Consider the following 22,788-nt stretch of genomic DNA (forward strand, 5'->3'; position numbering starts at 1 on the left):
TCCAAGCCCTAATGAAGTCGCCGCCCATACCAATGCGGTGCATCAACGTCGCCCAACAACACCACCCCCCTTTCTAAGCCTGGAAAAGACGTGGCCCTCGCCTGTCACCCAATCCGCGTATGGTCCATCGGTTTGCCTGCCGCCGCCCATCGCGCACCGTATCGGTTCCTCTCACTCGCGCAGCTCCGCTTCCTGCATCGATCCCAGCACCGTCAACAACTCGGTTTGATCGAACTGGGCGAACTGACGATCGATGATGATGTTTGCCAAAGCAGATAGCTGCGGGGTGATGAACACGTCGCGCAGGTCGATATCGACCTGCAGGATTTCCTTGAGCCGTACCACGACGCGGACAGCGAGCAGCGAATGCCCGCCGAGCTCGAAGAAGTGATCATGACGGCCGACACGCTCGATTCCCAGCAGCTCCTGCCAGACCTCAGCGATCGCCTGTTCCGCTTCGCCTTCCGGCGCTTCGTATATGCGGCTCGCCACAGCCGCCTGGTCCGGCGCCGGCAGCGCCTTGCGGTCCAGTTTGCCGTTGGGCGTCAGCGGCAGCGCGTCCAGCAGCACGCAGGCGCTCGGAATCATGTACTCGGGCAGATCCTGCAATAGCAGGTCGCGCAGTTCGGCGACGGGAAAATCCGCATTCTCTTGCCGCACCACGTAGGCGACCAGTCGCTTGTCGCCAAGCACGTCTTCGCGTGCGATCACCACCGCTTCGCGTACGCCTGGACACCCGGCCAGCTTGGCCTCGATCTCGCCCAGCTCGACGCGGAATCCGCGAATTTTGACCTGCTGGTCGTTGCGGCCCAGGTACTCGATGCTGCCATTGGGCAGCCAGCGCCCGAGATCGCCGCTCTTGTACATGCGCGCATCCAGATCGTCGGAGAACGGATCCTTCAGGAAGCGCTCCGCCGTCAACTCAGGACGGTGCAGATAGCCCCGCGCCACTCCCATGCCCGCGATGTAAAGCTCGCCGCACGCACCGATCGGGACCGGCTGCCGCCGAGCATCGAGGATGTAGATCCGCGCGTTGCCGATCGGCTTGCCGATGTTAGGACGTTCTCCGCCGCCGTCGACGGCGGTCAATGCACTGTCGACCGTGCACTCGGTCGGGCCGTAGACATTGAAGAAACGTGGCGTGATCGAGCGGCCCAGCCGCTGCCACGTATTGGCGGAGATGGCGTCGCCGCCAATCAGGACGGCCTGCGGCCGATACGTCGCATGCTCCAACAGGCCGGCCGCGAGCAGCGATTCCAGTTGCGCGGGGGTGCAATCGAACGCATCGATGCGACTGCGTGCCAGGAACGCCAACAGCGCATCCGCGTCGGCGCGCACCTGCGCAGGAACGATCACGACGCAACGGCCGGACAGAAGCTGCAGCAGCGATTTCACCGATGCGTCGAACGACAGCGAGGCATTCAGGCCCACTCGATCGTGCTCGGCCAGCGCGCCGAAGATCGATTGCTCCAGTTCCATTTGCAGATTCATCACCGAGGCATGCTCGACCATCACCCCCTTCGGCTGGCCGGTCGAGCCCGAGGTGTAGATCACGTAGGCCAGATGCCGCGACGACAGCCCTGGAACGCTTGGATTGAGCGCATGTTCGTCGGGAGAGGTGTCGAAATCCACATCCAGCAGCAACAAAGGACATTGCTGCGATGCCTGCGCCGGCAAACGCTCGCGCTGGGAGGATTGCGTGAGCACCGCCACCGGCCTGCTGTCGTCGAGCATATAGGCCAGTCGATCGGCCGGATACAGCGGATCCATCGGCACATAGGCGGCACCGGCCTTCAGGATGCCGAGCACGCCGACCACCATCGCCAGGCTGCGCTCGGCGCAGAGCGCAATGCGATCATCCGCCTTCACGCCATGGGCGATCAGGCGATGCGCTACCCGGTTCGCGCGGCGGTTCAGTTCGCTGTAACTTAACTGCTCGCCCTCGTATTCCAACGCGATCGCATCGGGTGTTCGTGCGGACTGCGCTTCGAACCGTGCATGCAGCAGTTGGCCATGTGGATATTCCACGTGTGTCGCGTTGAACCCTCGCAGCAGCTGGTCATGCTCTTGCGTTGTAAGCAGCGGCAAGCCGCTGACGCGCTGCGCGTCGTCGGCGACCATCGCCTCGAGCAGCGTGACCCAATGCCCCATCATCCGCTCGATCGTGGCGCGGTCGAACAATGCGGTAGCGTAGATCACGCTGCCGACCAGACCTTCGGGCGTCGCGACGAGCGACAAGGAGAGATCGAAACGGGCGGTACGCAGCGCACTCTCCATCGACGACAATGTCAGCCCAGGCAATCGGCTCAGGTCGTCGTCGACCGGCGTGTTGTTGAGCGTCAATGCGACCTGGAACAGTGCGTTGTGGCTCAAGCTGCGCACCGGCTGCAGCGTTTCCACCACCTGTTCGAACGGCAGGTCCTGGTGCGCGTAGGCTGCCAACGTCGTCCGCTTGATCTGCGCCAGCAGCTCGGCCACGCTCGGATCGTCCGACAGATCGACACGCAATGCCAACGTGTTGACGAAGAATCCGATCAATGGTTCGATCTCGACGCGCTGGCGGTTGGCCACCGGGCTGCCGATCACCACCTCGCCCTGCCCGCTCAAGCGCGACAGCAACGCCGACCAGCCTGCAAGCAATGCCATGAACAAGGTGGCGCCATGGCGCTGCGCCAGCGCATTCAGGCGGTCGCCGAGCGCAGGCGGCATGCGGACCTGCACGCTGTCGCCGTCGTAGCTGTGCACCGCCGGCCGCGGCCGGTCGGTGGGCAATTCCAACAAGGCCGGTGCGCCGGACAAATGCGCACGCCAAAAATCGACCTGTGCCTGCAGCACGTCGCCTTGCAGCCACTGGCGCTGCCACATCGCGTAGTCGGCGTATTGGATCGGCAGTGGCGGCAAGGGATCGTCCCTGCCTTGCGCGAAAGCGGTATACAACGCGCTGACTTCCTTCACCAGCACGCCGATCGACCAACCATCGGAGATGATGTGATGCTGCGTGACCAATAGCACGTGCTCGTGTTCGCCGAGTTGCAGCAGGCGGCCACGAATCAAGGGGCCTGTCGACAGATCGAAGGGCGCGCGCGCCTCGCTGCCACTCAATTGGCGCACTGTCGCGGCCTGCGACGTCTCGTCCAGATTGCGCAGGTCGTGTTCGGCCAGCGAGAACCCGCTGTCGGCCGGTCCGATCAGCTGTCGCGGCTCGCCCTCGACGCTGACGAAGGTCGTACGCAGGTTCTCGTGCCGCGCGACGATCGCATCCAGACTTGCCCGCAGTGCGCTGCGGTTCAATTCGCCCTGCAACCGCAATGCGGCTGGAATGTGGTACGCCGCATCGGCCACGTGGTCGAATTGATCCAGGAACCACAGGCGTTGCTGTGCCCACGATAGCGGCAGCGCCTGGTCGCGGTCGGCACACGCGATCGCGGTCTGCGACGACGCGCTGCCTTGGGCTGTGAGCGCGCTGAGTTGCGACAATGTCGGTTGCTCGAAAACGTCGCGCAGCGCCACTTCCACATCCAGTACGGCGCGAAGGCGCGTTACCAGGCGTACGGCCAGCAAGGAATGCCCACCGAGTTCGAAGAAATGGTCATGGCGGCCGACCTGCTCGAGCCCGAGCAGCTCCCTCCAGATCGCAGCGATGGCTTGTTCGACATCGCCTACTGGCGCCTCGTAGTCGCGGCTCGCCACCGATGCGAGGTCGGGCGCAGGAAGTGCTTTGCGATCGATCTTGCCGTTGGCCGTCAACGGCAAAGCTGCCAAACCGACGAAGGCGCTCGGCACCATGTAATCCGGAAGTTCGCGTGACAGGCGTTCGCGCAGATCCGCTGCACTCGGCGCAGCTTCGTCGTCCTCCGGAACCACATAGGCAACGAGCCGCTGGTCGCCTGACGCGTCCTCGCCGACGATCACCACCGCGTCGAGTACGCCTTTGCACGCGGAGAGTTTCGCTTCGATCTCACCGAGTTCGATACGGAACCCGCGGACCTTCACCTGGAAGTCGTTGCGGCCCAGATATTCCAGATCGCCTTCCGGCAACCAGCGCGCAAGATCGCCGGTCCTGTACATCCGCGCATGCGCATCGTCGACGAAAGGATCGGCAAGGAAGCGCTCCTCGGTCAAGTCGGGTCGGTTCAAATAGCCACGCGCGACACCTATGCCGCCGATATGGATTTCGCCGACGACGCCGACCGGCACCGGCGCGCCGTGCAAGCCGAGCAGATAGGTGCGTGTATTGGCGATCGGACGTCCGATCGGCACCACGTTGCGTTGGGGTTCGACCGTGCTTGCGTCGCTGACGAAGGTCGTGCAACCGACTACCGCCTCGGTGGGGCCATATTCGTTGACCACGATCGCGTTGGGCAGCACGCGGTCTCGGAAACGGGCCAGGCTATGCCTGGTCAGCTGTTCGCCGCCGACCACGAGCCGATGCGGCGTCGCGACAGGCGATGCCTCCACCAGGCTGGACAGCACGTCCAGGTGCGCCGGTGTGAGTTTGAACAGCCACGGTTCCGGCCGGCGGAGGTACTCCAGCACCTCGAGCAGACACGCTTGTGCGTCTTCGGGAAGCAATGCGACCGGTTTGCCTGCAAGCCAGGGCGCGAGCAGCGTGGTCAGCGTCGCATCGAAGCCGAGAGGCGTCGCCACCACCGCGCCGCGAATGTCGTCAGGCAGATATGCAGCGTGCGCATGTGCGAGATAATTGACCACGCCCCGGTGCGGCACCATCACGCCCTTGGGCTGGCCGCTCGAACCGGACGTATAGATGACATAGGCCAGGTGCTCGGGAGTCAAGCCCGCCGCGGCAGCCGGATCGTGCTCCGGCTGCCGCGCGATCGCCGGTTCGTCGTCCATCACCACGACGCGGAGCAGGCTCATCGCCGGCAGGTCGTCCTCGATCGAGGCAAGCGTGAGCAACGCCAACGGAGGATCTTCCTTCAGAATGGCGGCCAGGCGTTCGGCCGGATTGGCAGGATCCAGCGGCACATAGGCGCCTCCCGCCTTCAATACGCCGAGCAGTCCGACTACCATGTCGATGCCGCGTTCCATGCAGATCGCTACCCGCGCATCGGGCTTGATGCCGAGTGTGCGCAGATAGTGCGCAAGTTGGTTTGCACGCCGGTTCAATGCGCAGTAACTCAGGCTGGCTTCGCCGCACGTCAGCGCGACGGCATCGGGCCGCTGCCGAGCCTGCGCTTCGAACAACTCGTGTACCAGGCGATCGTGCGGGTAGTCCGTGCGCTCGCCGCTCGAGGCGGCCAACAGCTGTGCGCGTTCGTCCTGCGGCAGCACCGCCAGGCGCCGTATCGGCAACGAGGGCGTATCGGCGAGTGCCGCGACCAGCGAGGTCATCGCGGTTTCCAGGTAGCGCAGCAGGCGCGCTCCGTCGATGTCCGGCACGCACAGCACCGACAGCCCCAACGCCCGGCCCCAGTCCTCGACCGAGAGCGTCAGCGGATAGCTGCCGTGGGTCTTGCCCCTCGACACCACGCGGATGCCTTCCCACGCGGATGCCGATGCCGCGGCATCCTTGGCGATGCCGCTGCCGTCGTTGTACCGGTAGTTCAGCAACGCCGTGAACAACGGCAACCGCGACGGTACACCGCTGCAGCGTTGTGCGAGCGCCAGTGGCGCCTGTTCGTGCAGCAACAGATCGCTCAGCCGTGCATAGGCTTCGCGCACCGCCTCGGCCACGCTCAGTTGCGCCAAGCGCATCCGGATCGGCAGCGAATTGATGAACATGCCGACGACCTGGTCGGCCGTATCGGAACCCTGCAAACGGCCGGACAGGACCGTCCCGAACACCACATCGTCGCGCCCGCTGCATTCGGCGACCACCTGCGCCCAGGCCACGTGGAACAGTACTGCCGGCGTCACGCCATGCCGACGTGCGCTTTCGCGAATATCCAACGCCAGCGCGTCGTTGAACTGGAACGCGCTTTCCTGCTGCCTGCGCCCGTGTTCCTGCACGGCCGCGACGCCGAACGGCGCGGTGGGTTCGTCGACATCGGCGAGCTGGCTGCGAAAGTATGCTTCGTGCTCGGATTCCGGTACCGCGCGAATCTGCGCGATGAAGTTGCGGTACGGCACCGCCGCTGGCAGATGGTCGCCCCGCCCCTGCAGCAGCATCTGGATTTCCGCCAGGATCAGATCCTGCGTGATGTGGTCGGAGGCCATGTGATGCAGCAGCAGTGCCAGCTGCCATTCGCCGCTGCGCGCATCGTGGGCCGTATACGCCGCCAGCATCGGCGCCTTGCGCAGGTCGAGGCGCAAGCGGCGCGGATCGGTATCGGCGAAGAATCTTGCCGAATCCGCAGCGCAGGCTATCGCATCCAGCGCGGTCACCGGCAGCGGCGCGTGCCTGTGCACGATCTGGATGGGCTGGGACAAGCCTTCCCAGTGCACGGCGCTGCGCAGGATGTCGTGGCGATCGACCACCTGCTGCAAGGCGCCGAGAAAGGTCGCCATGCGCTGTTGGCTGTCGAAGCCGATCACCGTCCGCAGCAGGTAGGTATCGCCCTCGTCTCCGATCAGATGGTGGAACAGGATCCCCTCCTGCAACGGAGCGAGCGGATAGATATCCTGGATATTCGCCAGCCCCCCCGGCACCAGGGCGACGAGGCCGTCGATCTCCTCTTGCGTCAGGCTCACCAGCGGCAGGAGTTCCGGCGTCAGCCGCGTCGTCGCGACTGTGAGCGGATTCGGTGGTGCGCTCGCGCGCTCGACCGCCTGCGCGCCATCGGCGAGCTGGTTTGCCAGCGCGTGCAGCATCGGCGTCATGAACACCATGCGCACGTCCGCGTTCAGGCCACGCCGGCGCAGACGCTCGATCAGGCGGATGACCAAAAGGGAATGGCCGCCGAGCTCGAAGAAGTGGTCATGCCGACCGGCCCGCTCCAGGCCAAGCAATTCTTGCCAAACCTCGGCGATGACGCATTCGATGTCGCCGACCGGCGCCGCATATGCGCGGCTTGTGATCGACGCCGGATCGGGCGCCGGCAGCGCCTTGCGATCGAGCTTGCCGTTCGGCGTCAACGGAAATGCGTCCAGCCGCACGAACGCGCTTGGGATCATGTAGTCCGGCAGATCCCGCGAAAGTTCTTCGCGTAGCGACGCCGCGGAAGGTTCCACTCCGTCGTGCGGTACCACGTAGGCGACGAGGCGCTTTTCGTCCGATGCGCCCTTTGCTGCGACCACCACCGCCTCGCACACCCCGGCGCACTCCGACAGCTTCGCTTCGACCTCGCCAAGCTCGACCCGGAAACCGCGGATCTTCACCTGGAAATCGTTGCGACCCAGGAATTCGATATTGCCGTCTTCGAGATAGCGCGCGCGGTCTCCGCTCTTGTACATGCGGGCCGCGGGGGCGGAGGCGAACGGATCGTGCAAGAAGCGCTCGGCGGTCAATCCCGGACGGTTCAAATAGCCGCGCGTCACGCCATCGCCGCCGATGTAGATCTCGCCTGCGACGCCAATCGGCACCGGCTGCAGATGCGCATCGAGAATATAGATCTGCGTGTTCGCCAACGGCTTGCCGATGGTGACGCTGGCCATGGCCTGGTTGGACGTATCGTGGCGCACGTAGGCGGCCGTGCATGTCACCGTGGTCTCGGTCGGGCCGTAGGTGTTGATGAGTTGGACCGAAGGCGGCCGCAGCGCGTCCCATACCTGCAGTTTCTGCATCGACACGGCATCGCCGGTGACGTTGAACAGCCGCACATGCTGCAACTGGCGATGCGCCTGTTCGGGATCGCGCTGCCATTCGGCGACCAGGGTATGCCAATGCGCCGCCGTGATGTGTACGACGCTGGGCAGGATCGCCTCATCGAGATCGGCAGCGCCGAAAATGCGGCTGGTCGGCGCGACGGTCGCACCACCACACAAGGTCGGCAGGATCTCCTCGACCGACACGTCGAAATTCAGCGAATTCTGCTGCAGCACCGTGTCGCCAGGGACCAGGCCGAACAGATCCACCGCATCGACGACGTAATTGACCAGGCCGCGGTGCTCCACCATCACGCCCTTGGGCTGGCCGGTGGTGCCGGAGGTATAGATCACGTAGGCGAGGTTGCTGGAGGTGAGGCCGGGCACGACTGGATCGTGATCGGACTGCATGGTGAGCGACGCATCGGCATCCAACACGATAAGGGCCGCCCCAGTACAGCTAGCGGTGATCGACTCATCGGCCAGAGCGGCGAGGCTGAACTGCGTCAGCAAGGCCTTCGGCCGGCTGTCGTCAAGGATGTAGGCGCGGCGATCGGCCGGATACGCCGGATCGAGCGGCACGTATGCAGCGCCGGCCTTCAGGATGCCGAGCATGCCGACGATCATCGTCGCATTGCGTTCGGTACAGATCGCGACGCAATCGTCGGGGCCGATACCCAAAGCGATCAGGCGGTGCGCGACTCGGTTCGCGCGGCGGTTCAAGTCGCCGTAATCGATGCGCTGGCCTTCGAATGCGATCGCGATCGCCTGCGGCCGCTGCGCGGCTTGCGCTTCGAACAATGCGTGCACGGTCCGCTGATGCGGATAGTCGCGCCGGGTGGCATTGAATGTAATCAGCAGTTGCTCGCGCTCTTGCTCGGACAGCAGCGGCAGGCGGCTGACCGCGAGCGAGTCGTCGGCGATCATCGCCTCGAGCACCCTCGTCCAGTGCCCGAGCATGCGTTGCACCGTGCTGCGCTCGTACAGGTCCGTGGCATAGCCGATGCTGCCCGCCAGCCCGTCCGCGGTGTCGTTCAGCGACAACGACAGCTCGAATTGGGCGGTCTGCCGTTCCATGTCGATCCCGGACAAGGTCAACCCGGGCAAGCGGCTCAGACCATCTCCTGCAGGCGTATTGTTCAGCGACAGCATCACCTGGAAGATCGGGCTGTAACCGAGGCTGCGCTCCGGCTGCAGCGCTTCCACGACCTGTTCGAACGGCAGATCCTGGTGCTCGTAGGCGCCGAGCATGGTCGCCTTGACCTGCGCCAGCAGCGCCGCCACGCTCGGGTCGGCGGACAGGTCCACGCGCAACGCCAACGTGTTGACGAAGAAGCCGATCAGCGGTTCGACCTCGGCACGCTGCCGATTGGCGATCGGCGTGCCGACCATCACATCGTCCTGCCCGCTCAACCGCGCCAGCAAAGCCGACCAGCCCGCCAGCAAGGTCATGAACACCGTCACCCCATGGCGTTGCGACAAGGCGCGCAGGGCCCCGCTCAATTCGCGCGACAGGCGCACCGGCACGCGATCTCCACGGTAGCTCTGCACCGCGGGCCTAGGCCGATCGGTCGGCAACTCCAGCAGGGCCGGAGCGCCGCCGAGGTGTTCGCGCCAGTAATCGATCTGCTGCTTCAGCACGTCGCCTTGCAGCCATTGCCGCTGCCATGCGGCGTAGTCAGCGTATTGGATCGGTAGCGGCGGCAGCGGATCGGCCTGGCCCTGGCTGAACGCGGCATACAATGCGCTGACTTCCTTCACCAGCACGCCGGTCGACCAACCGTCCGACACGATGTGGTGCTGGGTGAGCAGCAGCACGTACTCGTGCTCAGCCAATCGCAACAGGCGACCCCGGATCAATGGCCCGCTCGCCAGGTCGAACGGCGCGTTCGCCTCGGCCACGCCGAACTCGGCGATCGCCGCCGCTTGCGCCGCGTCTTGCAGATGGCGCAAATCGTGATCGATCAAGGAAAATCCGCCGTCCGCGGCGGCGATCACCTGCCGTGGCTCGCCCTCGACGTTGACGAATGTCGTACGCAGGCCCTCGTGGCGCGCCACGATCCGGTCCAGGCTCGCCTGCAAGGCGGTGCGGTCCAATGCACCGGTCAAGCGTATTGCCATCGGGATGTGATATGCCGCGCCGGCGGCATGGTCGAATTGATCCAGGAACCACAAGCGCTGTTGCGCCCACGATAGCGGGAGGGATTCGTTGCGGTCGACGATGCGGATCGGCGGGACCGCCACCGCTTCCAGCTGCACGCCACCTCGCTGCTGTAGCCGTTGCAGCGCGACCGCACGTCGCAGTTGTTGCAGGGTCTGGCTCTGGTCAGCGCTCATCGTCACTATCGCTCGCTAGCATGGCGAGGAGTTCTTCCTCGGAAAGGTCGCTCAATTCGTCTTCTGCGGCTGCGACATCCGCGTCCGCAAAGCGCTTCAGCCGCTCGCAGACCACCACTTCGGCAAGCGCGGAGAACACCGGCCGTTCGAACAGCACCCGCAGCGGCACGTCGACGTGGAACTGCTCGCGGATGCGGATCACCAGCTGCATCACCAGCAGCGAGTGCCCGCCCAGCTCGAAGAAATGGTCGTTGCGGCCGACACGCTGCAGATTCAGCAGCTCCTGCCAGATCGCCGCCATCCCTTGCTCGATCTCGCCCGCCGGCGCCTCGTAGGCGCGGCTCGCCACCGCGGCCTGGTCCGGCGCCGGCAGCGCCTTGCGGTCCAGCTTGCCGTTCGGCGTCAGCGGCAAGGCCGGCAACAGCACGCACGCGCTCGGGATCATGTACTCGGGCAGGTCCTGCAACAGCTCCTCGCGCAGGCTCGCGATCGACAGCTCGGTGTGCTCCTGCGCGACCACGTAGGCGACCAGCCGCTTGTCGCCTTCGACGTCCTCACGCGCGATCACCACCGCCTCGCGCACCCCGGCGCAGCCGCGCAACTTCGCCTCGATCTCGCCCAGTTCGATGCGGAAACCGCGGATCTTCACCTGGAAATCGTTGCGCCCCAGGTATTCCAGGGTGCCGTCGGCACGCCAGCGGCCCAGATCGCCGGTCCGGTACATCCGCGCCTGCGGGTCGTCCGAGAACCGGTCCTTCACGAAGCGCTCGGCGGTCAGGTCCGGACGGTGCAAGTAGCCGCGCGCCACGCCGACCCCGCCGATGTGGATCTCACCGGCCACGCCCAGCGGCACCGGCTCGCCGCGCGCGTCGAGCAGGTAGATCCTCGCGTTCGCCAACGGCTTGCCGATCACTGGCCCCGCCACCGAGGCGCCGATGTCCTCGATCGTCGCGTCCACCGTCGCCTCGGTCGGGCCGTACATGTTGTGGAAGCGCACCACCGGCGAGGCCTTGAGCCGCTCCCACATCCCTGCCCCGATCGCCTCGCCGCCCAGCAGCACGTTGCGCGGGCGGTGGCCGCCCGGTTCCAGCAGGCCCGCGCTCAGCAGGCCTTCCAGCTGCGACGGCGTGCTGTCGAACGCATCGATCCGCTGCTCTTCCAGGAACGCCAGCAGGGCCGGACCGCTGGCACGGATCGCCTGCGGGATCAGCACCAGGCAGTGGCCGGACAGCAATTGCAACAGGCCCTTCAGCGACATGTCGAACGAGAATGCCGCGTTCAAGGCCACCCGCGCATTCGGCCCGCAACTGCGGTGGGTGGTGCGTGTCATCGCCTGCCAGAAGTTCACCGCCGAACGGTGTTCGACCATCACCCCCTTCGGCTGGCCGGTCGAGCCCGACGTGTAGATCACGTAGGCCACGTCGCGCGAGGTCAAGTTCGCAACGACCGGATTCGCCAGATCTGACGCAGTCTCTTCAACCTCCGCGTCGAGCACGATCGCCGGCACGTCGAGTCCATCCAGCATCGGCAGCCGCGCGCGGAGCACCGCTTGCGTCAGCACCGCCATCGGTGCGCTGTCGGCGAGCATGTAGGCCAGGCGATCGGCCGGATAGGCCGGGTCCAGCGGCACGTAGGCAGCCCCGGCCTTGAGCACGCCGAGCACGCCCACTACCATCGCCAGGCTGCGCTCGGCACAGATCGCGACCCGGTCGCCGGGGGTCACGCCCATGGCGATCAGGCGATGCGCCACCGCGTTCGCGCGCCGGTTTAGCGCCGCGTAGCTCAGCCGGTCCCCGGCGTACTCCAGCGCGTCCGCGTCCGGCTGCTGCGCCGCCTGCGCTTCGAACAGGGCGTGGATCGTCGCCAAGTGCGGATATGCGGTATCGGTCGCATTGAAAGCAAACAGCATCTGCTGGCGCTCGGCCGAAGACAGCAACGGCAAGCGGCTCACCGTCTGCACACCGTCGCCGACCATCGCCTCGAGCAGCGTTGTCCAATGTCCGAGGATGCGTCCCGCCGTGCTGCGGTCGAACAGGTCCGTGGAATAGACGAGGCTACCGATCAGGCCATCGCTGAGATCGGTCAGCGACAACGACAAGTCGACGCGCGCGGTACGCTGTTCGGTGTCGATCGTGGACAGGGTCAGGCCCGGCAGGCTCAAGGCGTCGTTGGGCGTGTTGTTCAAGTTCAACCACACCTGGAACAACGCGTTGTGGCCCAGGTTGCGTTCGGGTCGCAGCGCCTCCACGACCTGTTCGAACGGCAGATCCTGGTGCGCGTAGGCGCCGAGCGTGGTGGCCTTGATCTGCGCGAGCAGTTCGGCCAGGCTCGGATCGGCGGCCAGATCCACGCGCAACGCCAGCGTATTGACGAAGAAGCCGATCAGCGGCTCGATCTCCGCGCGCGGGCGGTTGGCGACCGGGCTGCCGATCACGACCTGGTCCTGTCCGCTCAGGCGTGCCAGCAGCACCGCCCAGGACGCCTGCAGGACCATGAACAAGGTCACGTCGTGGCGTTGCGACAGTGCGTGCAGCGATACGCTGAGTTTTTCCGGCAACCGGATCTCGATACGGTCGCCGCGATAGCTCTGCACCGCCGGCCGCGGCCGATCGGTCGGCAGCTCAAGCAATGCCGGTGCGCCGTTCAAGTGCTCGCGCCAGAAATCAAGCTGGCCCTGGAGCACGTCGCCCTGCAGCCATTGCCGTTGCCATGCCGCGTAGTCGGCATACTGGATCGGCAGCGGCGGCAGCGGATCGGGCTCGCCCTGGCAGAACGCCGTGTACAAGGCGCTGACTTCGCGCACCAGGACGCCGATCGACCAACCGTCGGACACGATATGGTGCTGCGTGACCAACAGCACATGTTCCTCTTCGGCCAGCCTCAACAGACGTCCGCGGATCAAAGGGCCCATGGCAAGATCGAACGGCGCACGCGCTTCGTCGGCGCTCCATTCGGCCACCACAGCGGCCTGCGCGGCGGCATCGAGATCGCGCAGATCGTGCTCGGTCAACGCGAAGCCGCTGTCCGCCGGCGCGATCGCCTGATGCGGAGTGTCTTCGATATCGACGAAGCGCGTACGCAGGACCTCGTGCCGGGCCACAACGCCGTCCAGGCTCGCCTGCAGCGCGGCACGGTTCAAGTCGCCACTGAGCCGCAGCGCCGCCGGGATGTGGTACGCCGCACCGGCCGCGCGATCGAGCCGGTCGAGAAACCACAGCCGCTGCTGGGACCACGACACGGGCAATGCCTGGTCGCGAGAAATGGGCACGATCGCGCCGTGGGACGGTGCCGCGCCGGAGACCGTCCGCGCCAGCATCGCCAGCGTCGGCTGCGCGAACACGTCGCGCAATGCCACCTCCGTCCCCAACGCCGCACGCAGGCGTGTCGTCAGACGCACCGCCAGCAGTGAGTGCCCGCCCAGTTCGAAGAAATGGTCGTGACGCCCCACCTGCTCCAGTTCCAGCAGTTCTTGCCAGATGCCGGCGATGGTCTGCTCGATGTCGCCGACCGGGGGTTCATAGTCGCGGCTTGCGACGGCCGCCTGGTCCGGTGCCGGCAGACTCTTCCGGTCCAGCTTGCCGTTCGGCGTGAGCGGAAGCGCATCCAGATACACGAATGCTGCAGGAATCATGTAGTCCGGCAATTCCCGCGCCAAGACTGCGCGCAGGTCCAGTGTCGACGGATCGGCGCCGCCACGCGGCACCACGTAGGCGACAAGCCGCTTGTCGCCGGACGCGTCTTCGCGCGCGCTCACGACCGCCTCGCAGACGTCCGCGCACGCGCGCAGCGTCGTCTCGATCTCGCCGAGTTCGATACGGAATCCGCGAATCTTCACCTGGCAGTCGTTGCGTCCGAGATATTCGAGATTGCCGTCAGGCAGCCAGCGTGCCAGATCGCCGGTCCTGTACATCCGAGCACCGGGTTCTGCGGAGAACGGATCGCGCAGGAAGCGCTCGGCGGTCAGTGCGGCGTTGTTCAAATAGCCGCGCGCCACACCGGCGCCGCCGATGTGCAGTTCGCCGACGACGCCGACCGGTATTGCTTCGCCATGCGTGCCCAGTACGTATGCCTGCGTGTTAGCGATCGGCCTACCGATCGGAATCGTGCGTGCCCCGTCCGGCAGCGCTTCAATCGCGAACGTGGTCGCGAACGTGGTCGTTTCGGTAGGGCCATAGCCGTTGATCAGATGCCGTGGCGGCTGCGCGCCGTTCAACACCCGCGCGACCCTGCGCGGATCCAGCACGTCGCCGCCGATCAGCAGGTATTTCAGGCCGGCGAATGCCAGGCCTAGGGCATTCACGTATTCGTTGAACAGGCCGGCGGTCAACCACAGTGCGGTCGCATTGCCGTCGACCAGCGCCTGATTCAGGGCCTGCGGATCGAGCACGATCCGCTGCGGCACCACCAGCGATCGCGCGCCATTGAGCAAGGCCGCCCAGATTTCCCAAGTGGACGCATCGAATGCCGGATTCGAGCAGTGGCCGATGCAGTCGTCCGGCCCGATCGGCGCGTACGGATTGTTGATGACCAGCCGCAACACGCTGCGATGCTCGACCATCACGCCTTTCGGCCGGCCGGTCGAACCAGAGGTATAGATCACATAGGCCAGATGCCGCGATGTCAGCCCCGCGACTAGCGGATTGGCCGAATGCTTCGGCAACGCTCCCCTTTCGTCATCGTCCAGCATCAACACAGGGCACTGCATCGCGGCGGGCAACGCCAGCGCGTCGCGCGATTCGGCTTCGGTCAGCAGTGCGATCGGCTCGGCATCCGCCACCATGTGAGCCAGGCGCTCGGCGGGATACGCCGGATCCATCGGCACGTAGGCGCCGCCTGCCTTCAGCACACCGAGCATGCCCACGACCATCGCCAGGCCGCGCTCGGCGCAGATCGCGACGCGGTCATCGGGACGCACACCTGCCGCGATCAGGCGATGCGCGAGCCGATTCGCGCGACTGTTCAATGCGTCGTAGCTAAGACGCCGTCCATCGCATTCGAGCGCGACCGCGTCCGGACGTCGTGCGGCCTGCGACTCGAACACGGCGCAGATCGTCGCGTCTTGCGGATACTCCGCGCGCGTGGTGTTGAACCCGACCAGCACCTGTTCGCGTTCGGCCGCCGGCAGGATGTCGAGACCCAGCAGCGGCGCGGCGGGAGCATCCGCCAACGCGTCGGTCAACGCGGCGACGGCGATTTCCATGTACCGAAGCAGGCGCGCACTGTCGATGCCCGGCGCGGACCAGATGGCCAGGCCGAAGTCCTGTCCGAAATCGTCCACCGATACGGTCAGCGGATAGTTGGTTCTTGCATATCCGCCCAGGACCCAGACGCCTTCCCATGCCGACACCCGCGCCGCAATATCGTCGGGGTGGCTCACTTCGTGGCTGTGGCGATAATTGAACAGCGCCGCGAACAGCGGCAGCGGCGGCAGGATGCCGCTGCAGCGTTGCGCCAACGCCAATGGCGTCTGCTCGTGCGGCAGCAATTCCGCGAGCCGTCGGTGGGTATCGCGCACGGCCTCAGCGACGCCGACACCCGCCAACGGAATGCGCACCGGCAGGGTGTTGATGAACATGCCGACGACATGCTCGGCAGCTTCGGTTTCCTGCAAGCGGCCCGACAGCACCGTGCCGAAAACCACATCGTCGCGGCCGCTGCACTGGGCCAGCACCTGCGCCCACGCCACGTGGAACAACACGGCTGGAGTCACGCCATGCTTGCGTGCGCTGTCGCGGATTCGGCGCGACAGCGCAGTGTCGATCCGCGCATGCGCTTCGTCGAAGTCGCCGTTCTCGTCGGCTTGTACGCTCAGGACGCCGAACGGCACGGTCGGTTCGTCGACGTCAGCCAGCTGGCTGCGGAAGTACGTCTCGTGCTCGGCTGCCGGCACCGCCAGCGTGCGCGCGATGAAATCGCGATACGGCATCGTGGGCGGCAGCGCGTGTTGCCGGCCCTGCAGCAGCATCTGGATCTCGGACAGGATCAAGTCTTGCGCGATATGGTCGCAGGTGATGTGGTGATTCAGCAACGCGAGCAGCCATTCGCCGGTTGCGGGATCACGTGCGATATGCGCTGCCAGAATCGGGGCCTGCCGCAGATCCAGCCGCGTGCGTCGCGGATCGGCATGGGCCAGCAATTGCGCCTGTGCAGGACTATCGTCCGACAGCAGCAGTTCGTGGATTGGCAATGTCGCCCGCCGCTGCACGACCTGCACCGGTGTGGCCAGATCCTGCCAGTGCATCGCGCTGCGCAGGATGTCATGACGGTCGATCACGCGCTGCAGAGCGTCCAGGAACGCGTCCAGGCGTTCGCGGCCATCGAAGGCCACCATCGTGTTCAGCAGATAGGTGTCGCCGCCGCTTTCGTTCTCCAGCAGGTGATGGAAGAGAATGCCTTCCTGCAGCGGCGCCAACGGATAGATGTCCTGTATGTTGGCCACGCCGCCGGGCACGCTGGCGACGATGCCGTCGATCTCGTCCTGCGTCATGTCCACCAGCGGCAGCAGGTCCGGCGTGATTGCCGTGGTCGCCAGCGTGATCCGGTTCTGTGGCACTTCGCCGCGTTCGGGCGTCTGTGAACCACCACCGAGCTGCGCGGCGAGCGCGCTCAGCATCGGGGTCATGAAGATCGCGCGCACGTCGAGGCTCAGGCCGCGTTGGCGCAACTGTTCGATGACGCCGATCACCAGCAGCGAATGCCCACCCAATTCGAAGAAATGGTCATGCCGGCCAACGCGTTCGAGGCCGAGCAGCGCCTGCCAGACTTCGGCGATGGCCTGTTCGGCATCGCCAATCGGCGCCTCGTACGCGCGGCTCGCCACCGCGGCTTGGTCCGGCGCCGGCAGCGCCTTGCGGTCCAGCTTGCCGTTCGGCGTCAGCGGCAAGGCCGGCAACAGCACGCACGCGCTCGGGATCATGTACTCGGGCAGGTCCTGCAACAGCTCCTCGCGCAGGCTCGCGATCGACAGCTCGGTGTGCTCCTGCGCGACCACGTAGGCGACCAGCCGCTTGTCGCCTTCGACGTCCTCACGCGCGATCACCACCGCCTCGCGCACCCCGGCGCAGCCGCGCAACTTCGCCTCGATCTCGCCCAGTTCGATGCGGAAACCGCGGATCTTCACCTGGAAATCGTTGCGCCCCAGGTATTCCAGGGTGCCGTCGGCACGCCAGCGGCCCAGATCGCCGGTCCGGTACATCCGCGCCTGCGGGTCGTCCGAGAACCGGTCCTTCACGAAGCGCTCGGCGGTCAGGTCCGGACGGTGCAAGTAGCCGCGCGCCACGCCGACCCCGCCGATGTGGATCTCACCGGCCACGCCCAGCGGCACCGGCTCGCCGCGCGCGTCGAGCAGGTAGATCCTCGCGTTCGCCAACGGCTTGCCGATCACTGGCCCCGCCACCGAGGCGCCGATGTCCTCGATCGTCGCGTCCACCGTCGCCTCGGTCGGGCCGTACATGTTGTGGAAGCGCACCACCGGCGAGGCCTTGAGCCGCTCCCACATCCCTGCCCCGATCGCCTCGCCGCCCAGCAGCACGTTGCGCGGGCGGTGGCCGCCCGGTTCCAGCAGCCCGGCGCTCAGCAGGCCTTCCAGCTGCGATGGCGTGCTGTCGAACGCATCGATCCGCTGCTCTTCCAGGAACGCCAGCAAGGCTGGACCGCTGGCGCGGATCGCCTGCGGGATCAGCACCAGGCAGTGGCCGGACAGCAACTGCAACAAGCCCTTCAGCGACATGTCGAACGAGAATGCCGCGTTCAAGGCCACCCGCACGTTCGGCCCGCAGCTGCGGTGGGTGGTGCGCGTCATCGCCTGCCAGAAGTTCACCGCCGAGCGGTGTTCGACCATCACCCCCTTCGGCTGGCCGGTCGAGCCCGACGTGTAGATCACGTAGGCCACGTCGCGCGAGGTCAGGTTCGCAACGACCGGATTCGCCAGATCTGACGCAGTCTCTTCAACCTCCGCGTCGAGCACGATCGCCGGCACGTCGAGTCCATCCAGCATCGGCAGCCGCGCGCGCAGCACCGCTTGCGTCAGCACCGCCATCGGTGCGCTGTCGGCGAGCATGTAGGCCAGGCGATCGGCCGGATAGGCCGGGTCCAGCGGCACGTAGGCAGCCCCGGCCTTGAGCACGCCGAGCACGCCCACCACCATCGCCAGGCTGCGCTCGGCACAGATCGCGACCCGGTCGCCGGGGGTCACGCCCATGGCGATCAGGCGATGCGCCACCGCGTTCGCGCGCCGGTTCAGCGCCGCGTAGCTCAGCCGGTCACCGGCATATTCCAGCGCGTCCGCGTCCGGCTGCTGCGCCGCCTGCGCTTCGAACAGGGCGTGGATCGTCGCCAAGTGCGGATATGCCGTGTCGGTCGCATTGAAAGCAAACAGCATCTGCTGGCGCTCGGATGGCGACAACAGCGACAACGAACTTGTCGCTTGCGCCGCGTCGGACGCCATTGCTGCCAGCACAGCGACCAGATATGCATTGAAGCGCGCTACCGTGCTGCGGTCGAAGAGATCGCTGGAGTAAGTCAGCTTGCCCGTGAGGCTGTTTCCCGAATCGAAGAACGCCAGATCCAGATCGAAATGAGCGTTGTTGTATGGCGCTTCGATCTGCTCGAGCGCCAGGCCGGGCAGATGCAGCGAGCGGTCGCCATTGTCGTTGCTCATGCTCAACAGCACCTGGAATACGGGACTGTAGCTGAGGCTGCGTTCGGGTTGCAGCGCCTCCACGACCTGTTCGAACGGCAGATCCGCGTGCGCATATGCGCCGAGCGTCGTCGCCTTGATCTGCGCAAGCAGTTGCGCAACGCTCGGGTCCGCAGACAGATCCACCCGCAATGCCAGCGTGTTGACGAAGAAACCCACCAATGGTTCGATCTCGGCGCGCGCGCGGTTCGCGACCGGGCTGCCGATCACGATGTCGTCCTGCCCGCTCAGGCGCGACAGCAGCACCGCCCAGGCCGCCAGCAGCGTCATGAACAGGGTCACGCCATGGCGTTGCGACAATGCCCGCAGTGCGGCGGTGAGTTCCGGGGACAGGTTCACATCGACCGAGCTGCCCGCATAGCTAGGAACCTCCGGCCGCGGATGGTCGACGGGCAATTCCAGCAGCGCCGGCGCACCAGCCAGATGCTCGCGCCAGAAATCGAGTTGGCCCTGCAGCACGTCGCCTTGCAACCATTGCCGTTGCCATACGGCGTAATCTGCGTACTGGATCGGCAATGGCGGGAGCGGATCGGGCTCGCCCCTGCAGAACGCGGCGTACAGCGCGCTGAATTCCTTCACCAGGATTGCGGTCGACCAGCCATCGGAGACAATGTGGTGCTGGGTGACAAGCAGCACATGCTCGTGCTCGGCGAGCTTGAGCAGGCGGCCGCGAATCAACGGACCACGCGAAAGATCGAACGGCGCGTGCGCATCGCTCGCGCTCAGGTCGGCCACCGCCTCGGCCTGCGCACCGGCATCGAGATCGCGCAGGTCCTGGTCGGCCAGCGCGAAGCCGATGTCTTCGGGCGCAATCACCTGAACCGGCGATCCGCCCGCGTTGACGAACGTGGTCCGCAGATTCTCGTGCCGCGCCACGATCCTGTCCAGACTCGCACGCAGCGCCGCCTGATCCAGAGCGCCAACCAGCCGCAACACGGCGGACACATGATAGGCCGCGCCCGCAGCGCGATCGAGCTGATCCAGGAACCAAAGCCGTTGCTGTGCCGACGACAGCGGCAACGGCACGCCGCGATCGGCACGCGGGATGCCTTGCAGTTTCTTGCCGGTGGCATGCAACGCCATGCGCTGCTTCATCCGGTTCTGCAGGATGGTGCGCTTCAGCGCTTCCAGCGCGTCGTTGTTGTCACTCATTGATCGATTCCCGTTCGAGCATGGCGCGCAATTCCTCTTCGGAAAGCGAATCCAGTTCGTTCTGCATGTGTTCCAAGTCCTCGCCCAGGAAGACCTCCCGCTGCAGTTCGCCGATCGATCCGGCCAGCTCCGAAAGCATTGGCTGCTCGAACAGCACCCGCAGCGGCACGTCGACGTGGAACTGCTCGCGGATGCGGATCACCAGCTGCATCACCAGCAGCGAGTGCCCGCCCAGCTCGAAGAAATGGTCGTTGCGGCCGACATGCTGCAGATTCAGCAGCTCCTGCCAGATCGCCGCCATCCCTTGCTCGATCTCGCCCGCCGGCGCCTCGTAGGCGCGGCTCGCCACCGCGGCCTGGTCGGGCGCCGGCAGCGCCTTGCGGTCCAGCTTGCCGTTCGGCGTCAGCGGCAAGGCCGGCAACAGCACGCACGCGCTCGGGATCATGTACTCGGGCAGGTCCTGCAACAGCTCCTCGCGCAGGCTCGCGATCGACAGCTCGGTGTGCTCCTGCGCGACCACGTAGGCGATGAGCCGCTTGTCGCCTTCGACGTCTTCGCGCGCGATCACCACCGCCTCGCGCACCCCGGCGCAGCCGCGCAACTTCGCCTCGATCTCGCCCAGTTCGATGCGGAAACCGCGGATCTTCACCTGGAAATCGTTGCGCCCCAGGTATTCCAGGGTGCCGTCGGCACGCCAGCGGCCCAGGTCGCCGGTCCGGTACATCCGTGCCTGCGGGTCGTCCGAGAACCGGTCCTTCACGAAGCGCTCGGCGGTCAGGTCCGGACGGTGCAAGTAGCCGCGCGCCACGCCGACCCCGCCGATGTGGATCTCACCGGCCACGCCCAGCGGCACCGGCTCGCCGCGCGCGTCGAGCAGGTAGATCCTCGCGTTCGCCAACGGCTTGCCGATCACTGGCCCCGCCACCGAGGCGCCGATGTCCTCGATCGTCGCGTCCACCGTCGCCTCGGTCGGGCCGTACATGTTGTGGAAGCGCACCACCGGCGAGGCCTTGAGCCGCTCCCACATCCCTGCCCCGATCGCCTCGCCGCCCAGCAGCACGTTGCGCGGGCGGTGGCCGCCCGGTTCCAGCAGCCCGGCGCTCAGCAGGCCTTCCAGCTGCGATGGCGTGCTGTCGAACGCATCGATCCGCTGCTCTTCCAGGAACGCCAGCAAGGCTGGACCGCTGGCGCGGATCGCCTGCGGGATCAGCACCAGGCAGTGGCCGGACAGCAACTGCAACAAGCCCTTCAGCGACATGTCGAACGAGAATGCCGCGTTCAAGGCCACCCGCACGTTCGGCCCGCAGCTGCGGTGGGTGGTGCGCGTCATCGCCTGCCAGAAGTTCACCGCCGAGCGGTGTTCGACCATCACCCCCTTCGGCTGGCCGGTCGAGCCCGACGTGTAGATCACGTAGGCCACGTCGCGCGAGGTCAGGTTCGCAACGACCGGATTCGCCAGATCTGACGCAGTCTCTTCAACCTCCGCGTCGAGCACGATCGCCGGCACGTCGAGTCCATCCAGCATCGGCAGCCGCGCGCGCAGCACCGCTTGCGTCAGCACCGCCATCGGTGCGCTGTCGGCGAGCATGTAGGCCAGGCGATCGGCCGGATAGGCCGGGTCCAGCGGCACGTAGGCAGCCCCGGCCTTGAGCACGCCGAGCACGCCCACCACCATCGCCAGGCTGCGCTCGGCACAGATCGCGACCCGGTCGCCGGGGGTCACGCCCATGGCGATCAGGCGATGCGCCACCGCGTTCGCGCGCCGGTTCAGCGCCGCGTAGCTCAGCCGGTCGCCGGCGTACTCCAGCGCATCCGCATCCGGCTGCTGCGCCGCCTGCGCTTCGAACAGGCCGTGGATCGTCGCCAAGTGCGGATATGCCGTATCGGTCGCGTTGAAAGCAAACAGCATCCGCTGGCGCTCGAATGCCGGCAGCGCCGTCACAGAACGGACCGGCAATGTCGGCGAGGCTTCGAGCGCGTCCACCAATCCCTCGATAGCCGCGGCCAGATACCCGACCATCCGCTCCGGATCGATCCCCGCACCGCATTGCACCACCAGCGCGAAGGCCTGCCCGAAATCGTCCACCGACATCGTCAACGGATAGTTGGTGCGCACCTCGTCGCTGATCACACGCATGCCGTCCCACGCGGGCGCGACCGTACCGGCGTCGTCGAGGTTGTGGCGGTAGTTGAACAGCGCCGTAAACAGCGGCAGCGGCACCTGGATGCCGCTGCAACGCTGCGCGAGCGCCAGCGGCGACTGTTCGTGCGACAGCAAGGCGCCCAGCTGCCGGTACGTCTCGCGCACAGTGTCGGCTACGCTGGCCTCCGCCAGACGGATGCGGATCGGCAACGTATTGATAAACATGCCGACCACGTGTTCAGTGCTTTCGGTCTCCTGCAGGCGGCCGGACAGCACCGTGCCGAACACCACATCGTCGCGGCCGCTGCACTGCGCCAACACCTGTGCCCACGCGACGTGGAACAGGACCGACGATGTCACGCCCTCGCGCCGTGCGCTGTCGCGGATCCGCTTCGCCAGCGCGTCGTCGAGACGCAGGCGCCCTTCTTCCACCTTGCCGCCGCTATCAGCCTGCACGTTCAACACGCCGAACGGCGCGGTCGGCTCGTCGACGTCCCCCAGCCGCTCGCGGAAATACGCCTCATGCTCGGCTTCCGGCACCGCCAGCGTGCGTGCGATGAAGTCGCGATATGGCATCGGCGGCGGCAATGCGTCCTCGTGCCCTTCCAGCAGCGTCTGGATCTCCGCCAGGATCAAATCCTGGGCGATATGGTCGCAGACCATGTGGTGGTTCAGCAGCGCCAGCAGCCAATGGCCCGTGGCCGGGTCGCGAACGACATGCGCAGCCAGGAGCGGCGCCCGCCGCAAATCCACT

3 protein-coding genes (1 of these 3 only partly in view) are annotated in these 22,788 nt (G+C 66.2%); all 3 read right to left on the reverse strand.

Features of this window, described 5'->3' with window-relative positions; genetic code table 11:
• Positions 1-171: 171 nt before the first annotated feature.
• Tightly spaced (each overlapping or abutting the next), the 3 genes in view from NUG20_RS11320 to NUG20_RS11330 form a layout consistent with a single transcriptional unit that may run on beyond the window.
• A complete protein-coding gene (locus tag NUG20_RS11320) occupies positions 172-10,041 on the reverse strand; it encodes a non-ribosomal peptide synthetase (RefSeq protein ID WP_263394597.1) in 9,870 nt (3,289 codons plus the stop codon).
• Positions 10,031-19,891: a non-ribosomal peptide synthetase gene (locus NUG20_RS11325; protein ID WP_263394598.1), complete on the reverse strand. Its 9,861-nt coding sequence runs from the start codon at positions 19,889-19,891 to the stop codon at positions 10,031-10,033. The genes NUG20_RS11320 and NUG20_RS11325 overlap by 11 nt, the downstream gene beginning before the upstream one ends.
• Positions 19,884-22,788, reverse strand: partial view of a non-ribosomal peptide synthase/polyketide synthase gene (locus NUG20_RS11330; protein ID WP_263394599.1) — the 3' portion only. 19,616 nt of this gene lie beyond the right edge of the window; the window shows 2,905 of its 22,521 coding nt (coding positions 19,617-22,521); the start codon falls outside the window, past its right edge — the gene reads right to left on this strand; it ends in the stop codon at positions 19,884-19,886. The genes NUG20_RS11325 and NUG20_RS11330 overlap by 8 nt, the downstream gene beginning before the upstream one ends.

This window comes from Xanthomonas sp. CFBP 8443, assembly GCF_025666195.1.
Classification (GTDB): Bacteria; Pseudomonadota; Gammaproteobacteria; order Xanthomonadales; family Xanthomonadaceae; genus Xanthomonas_A.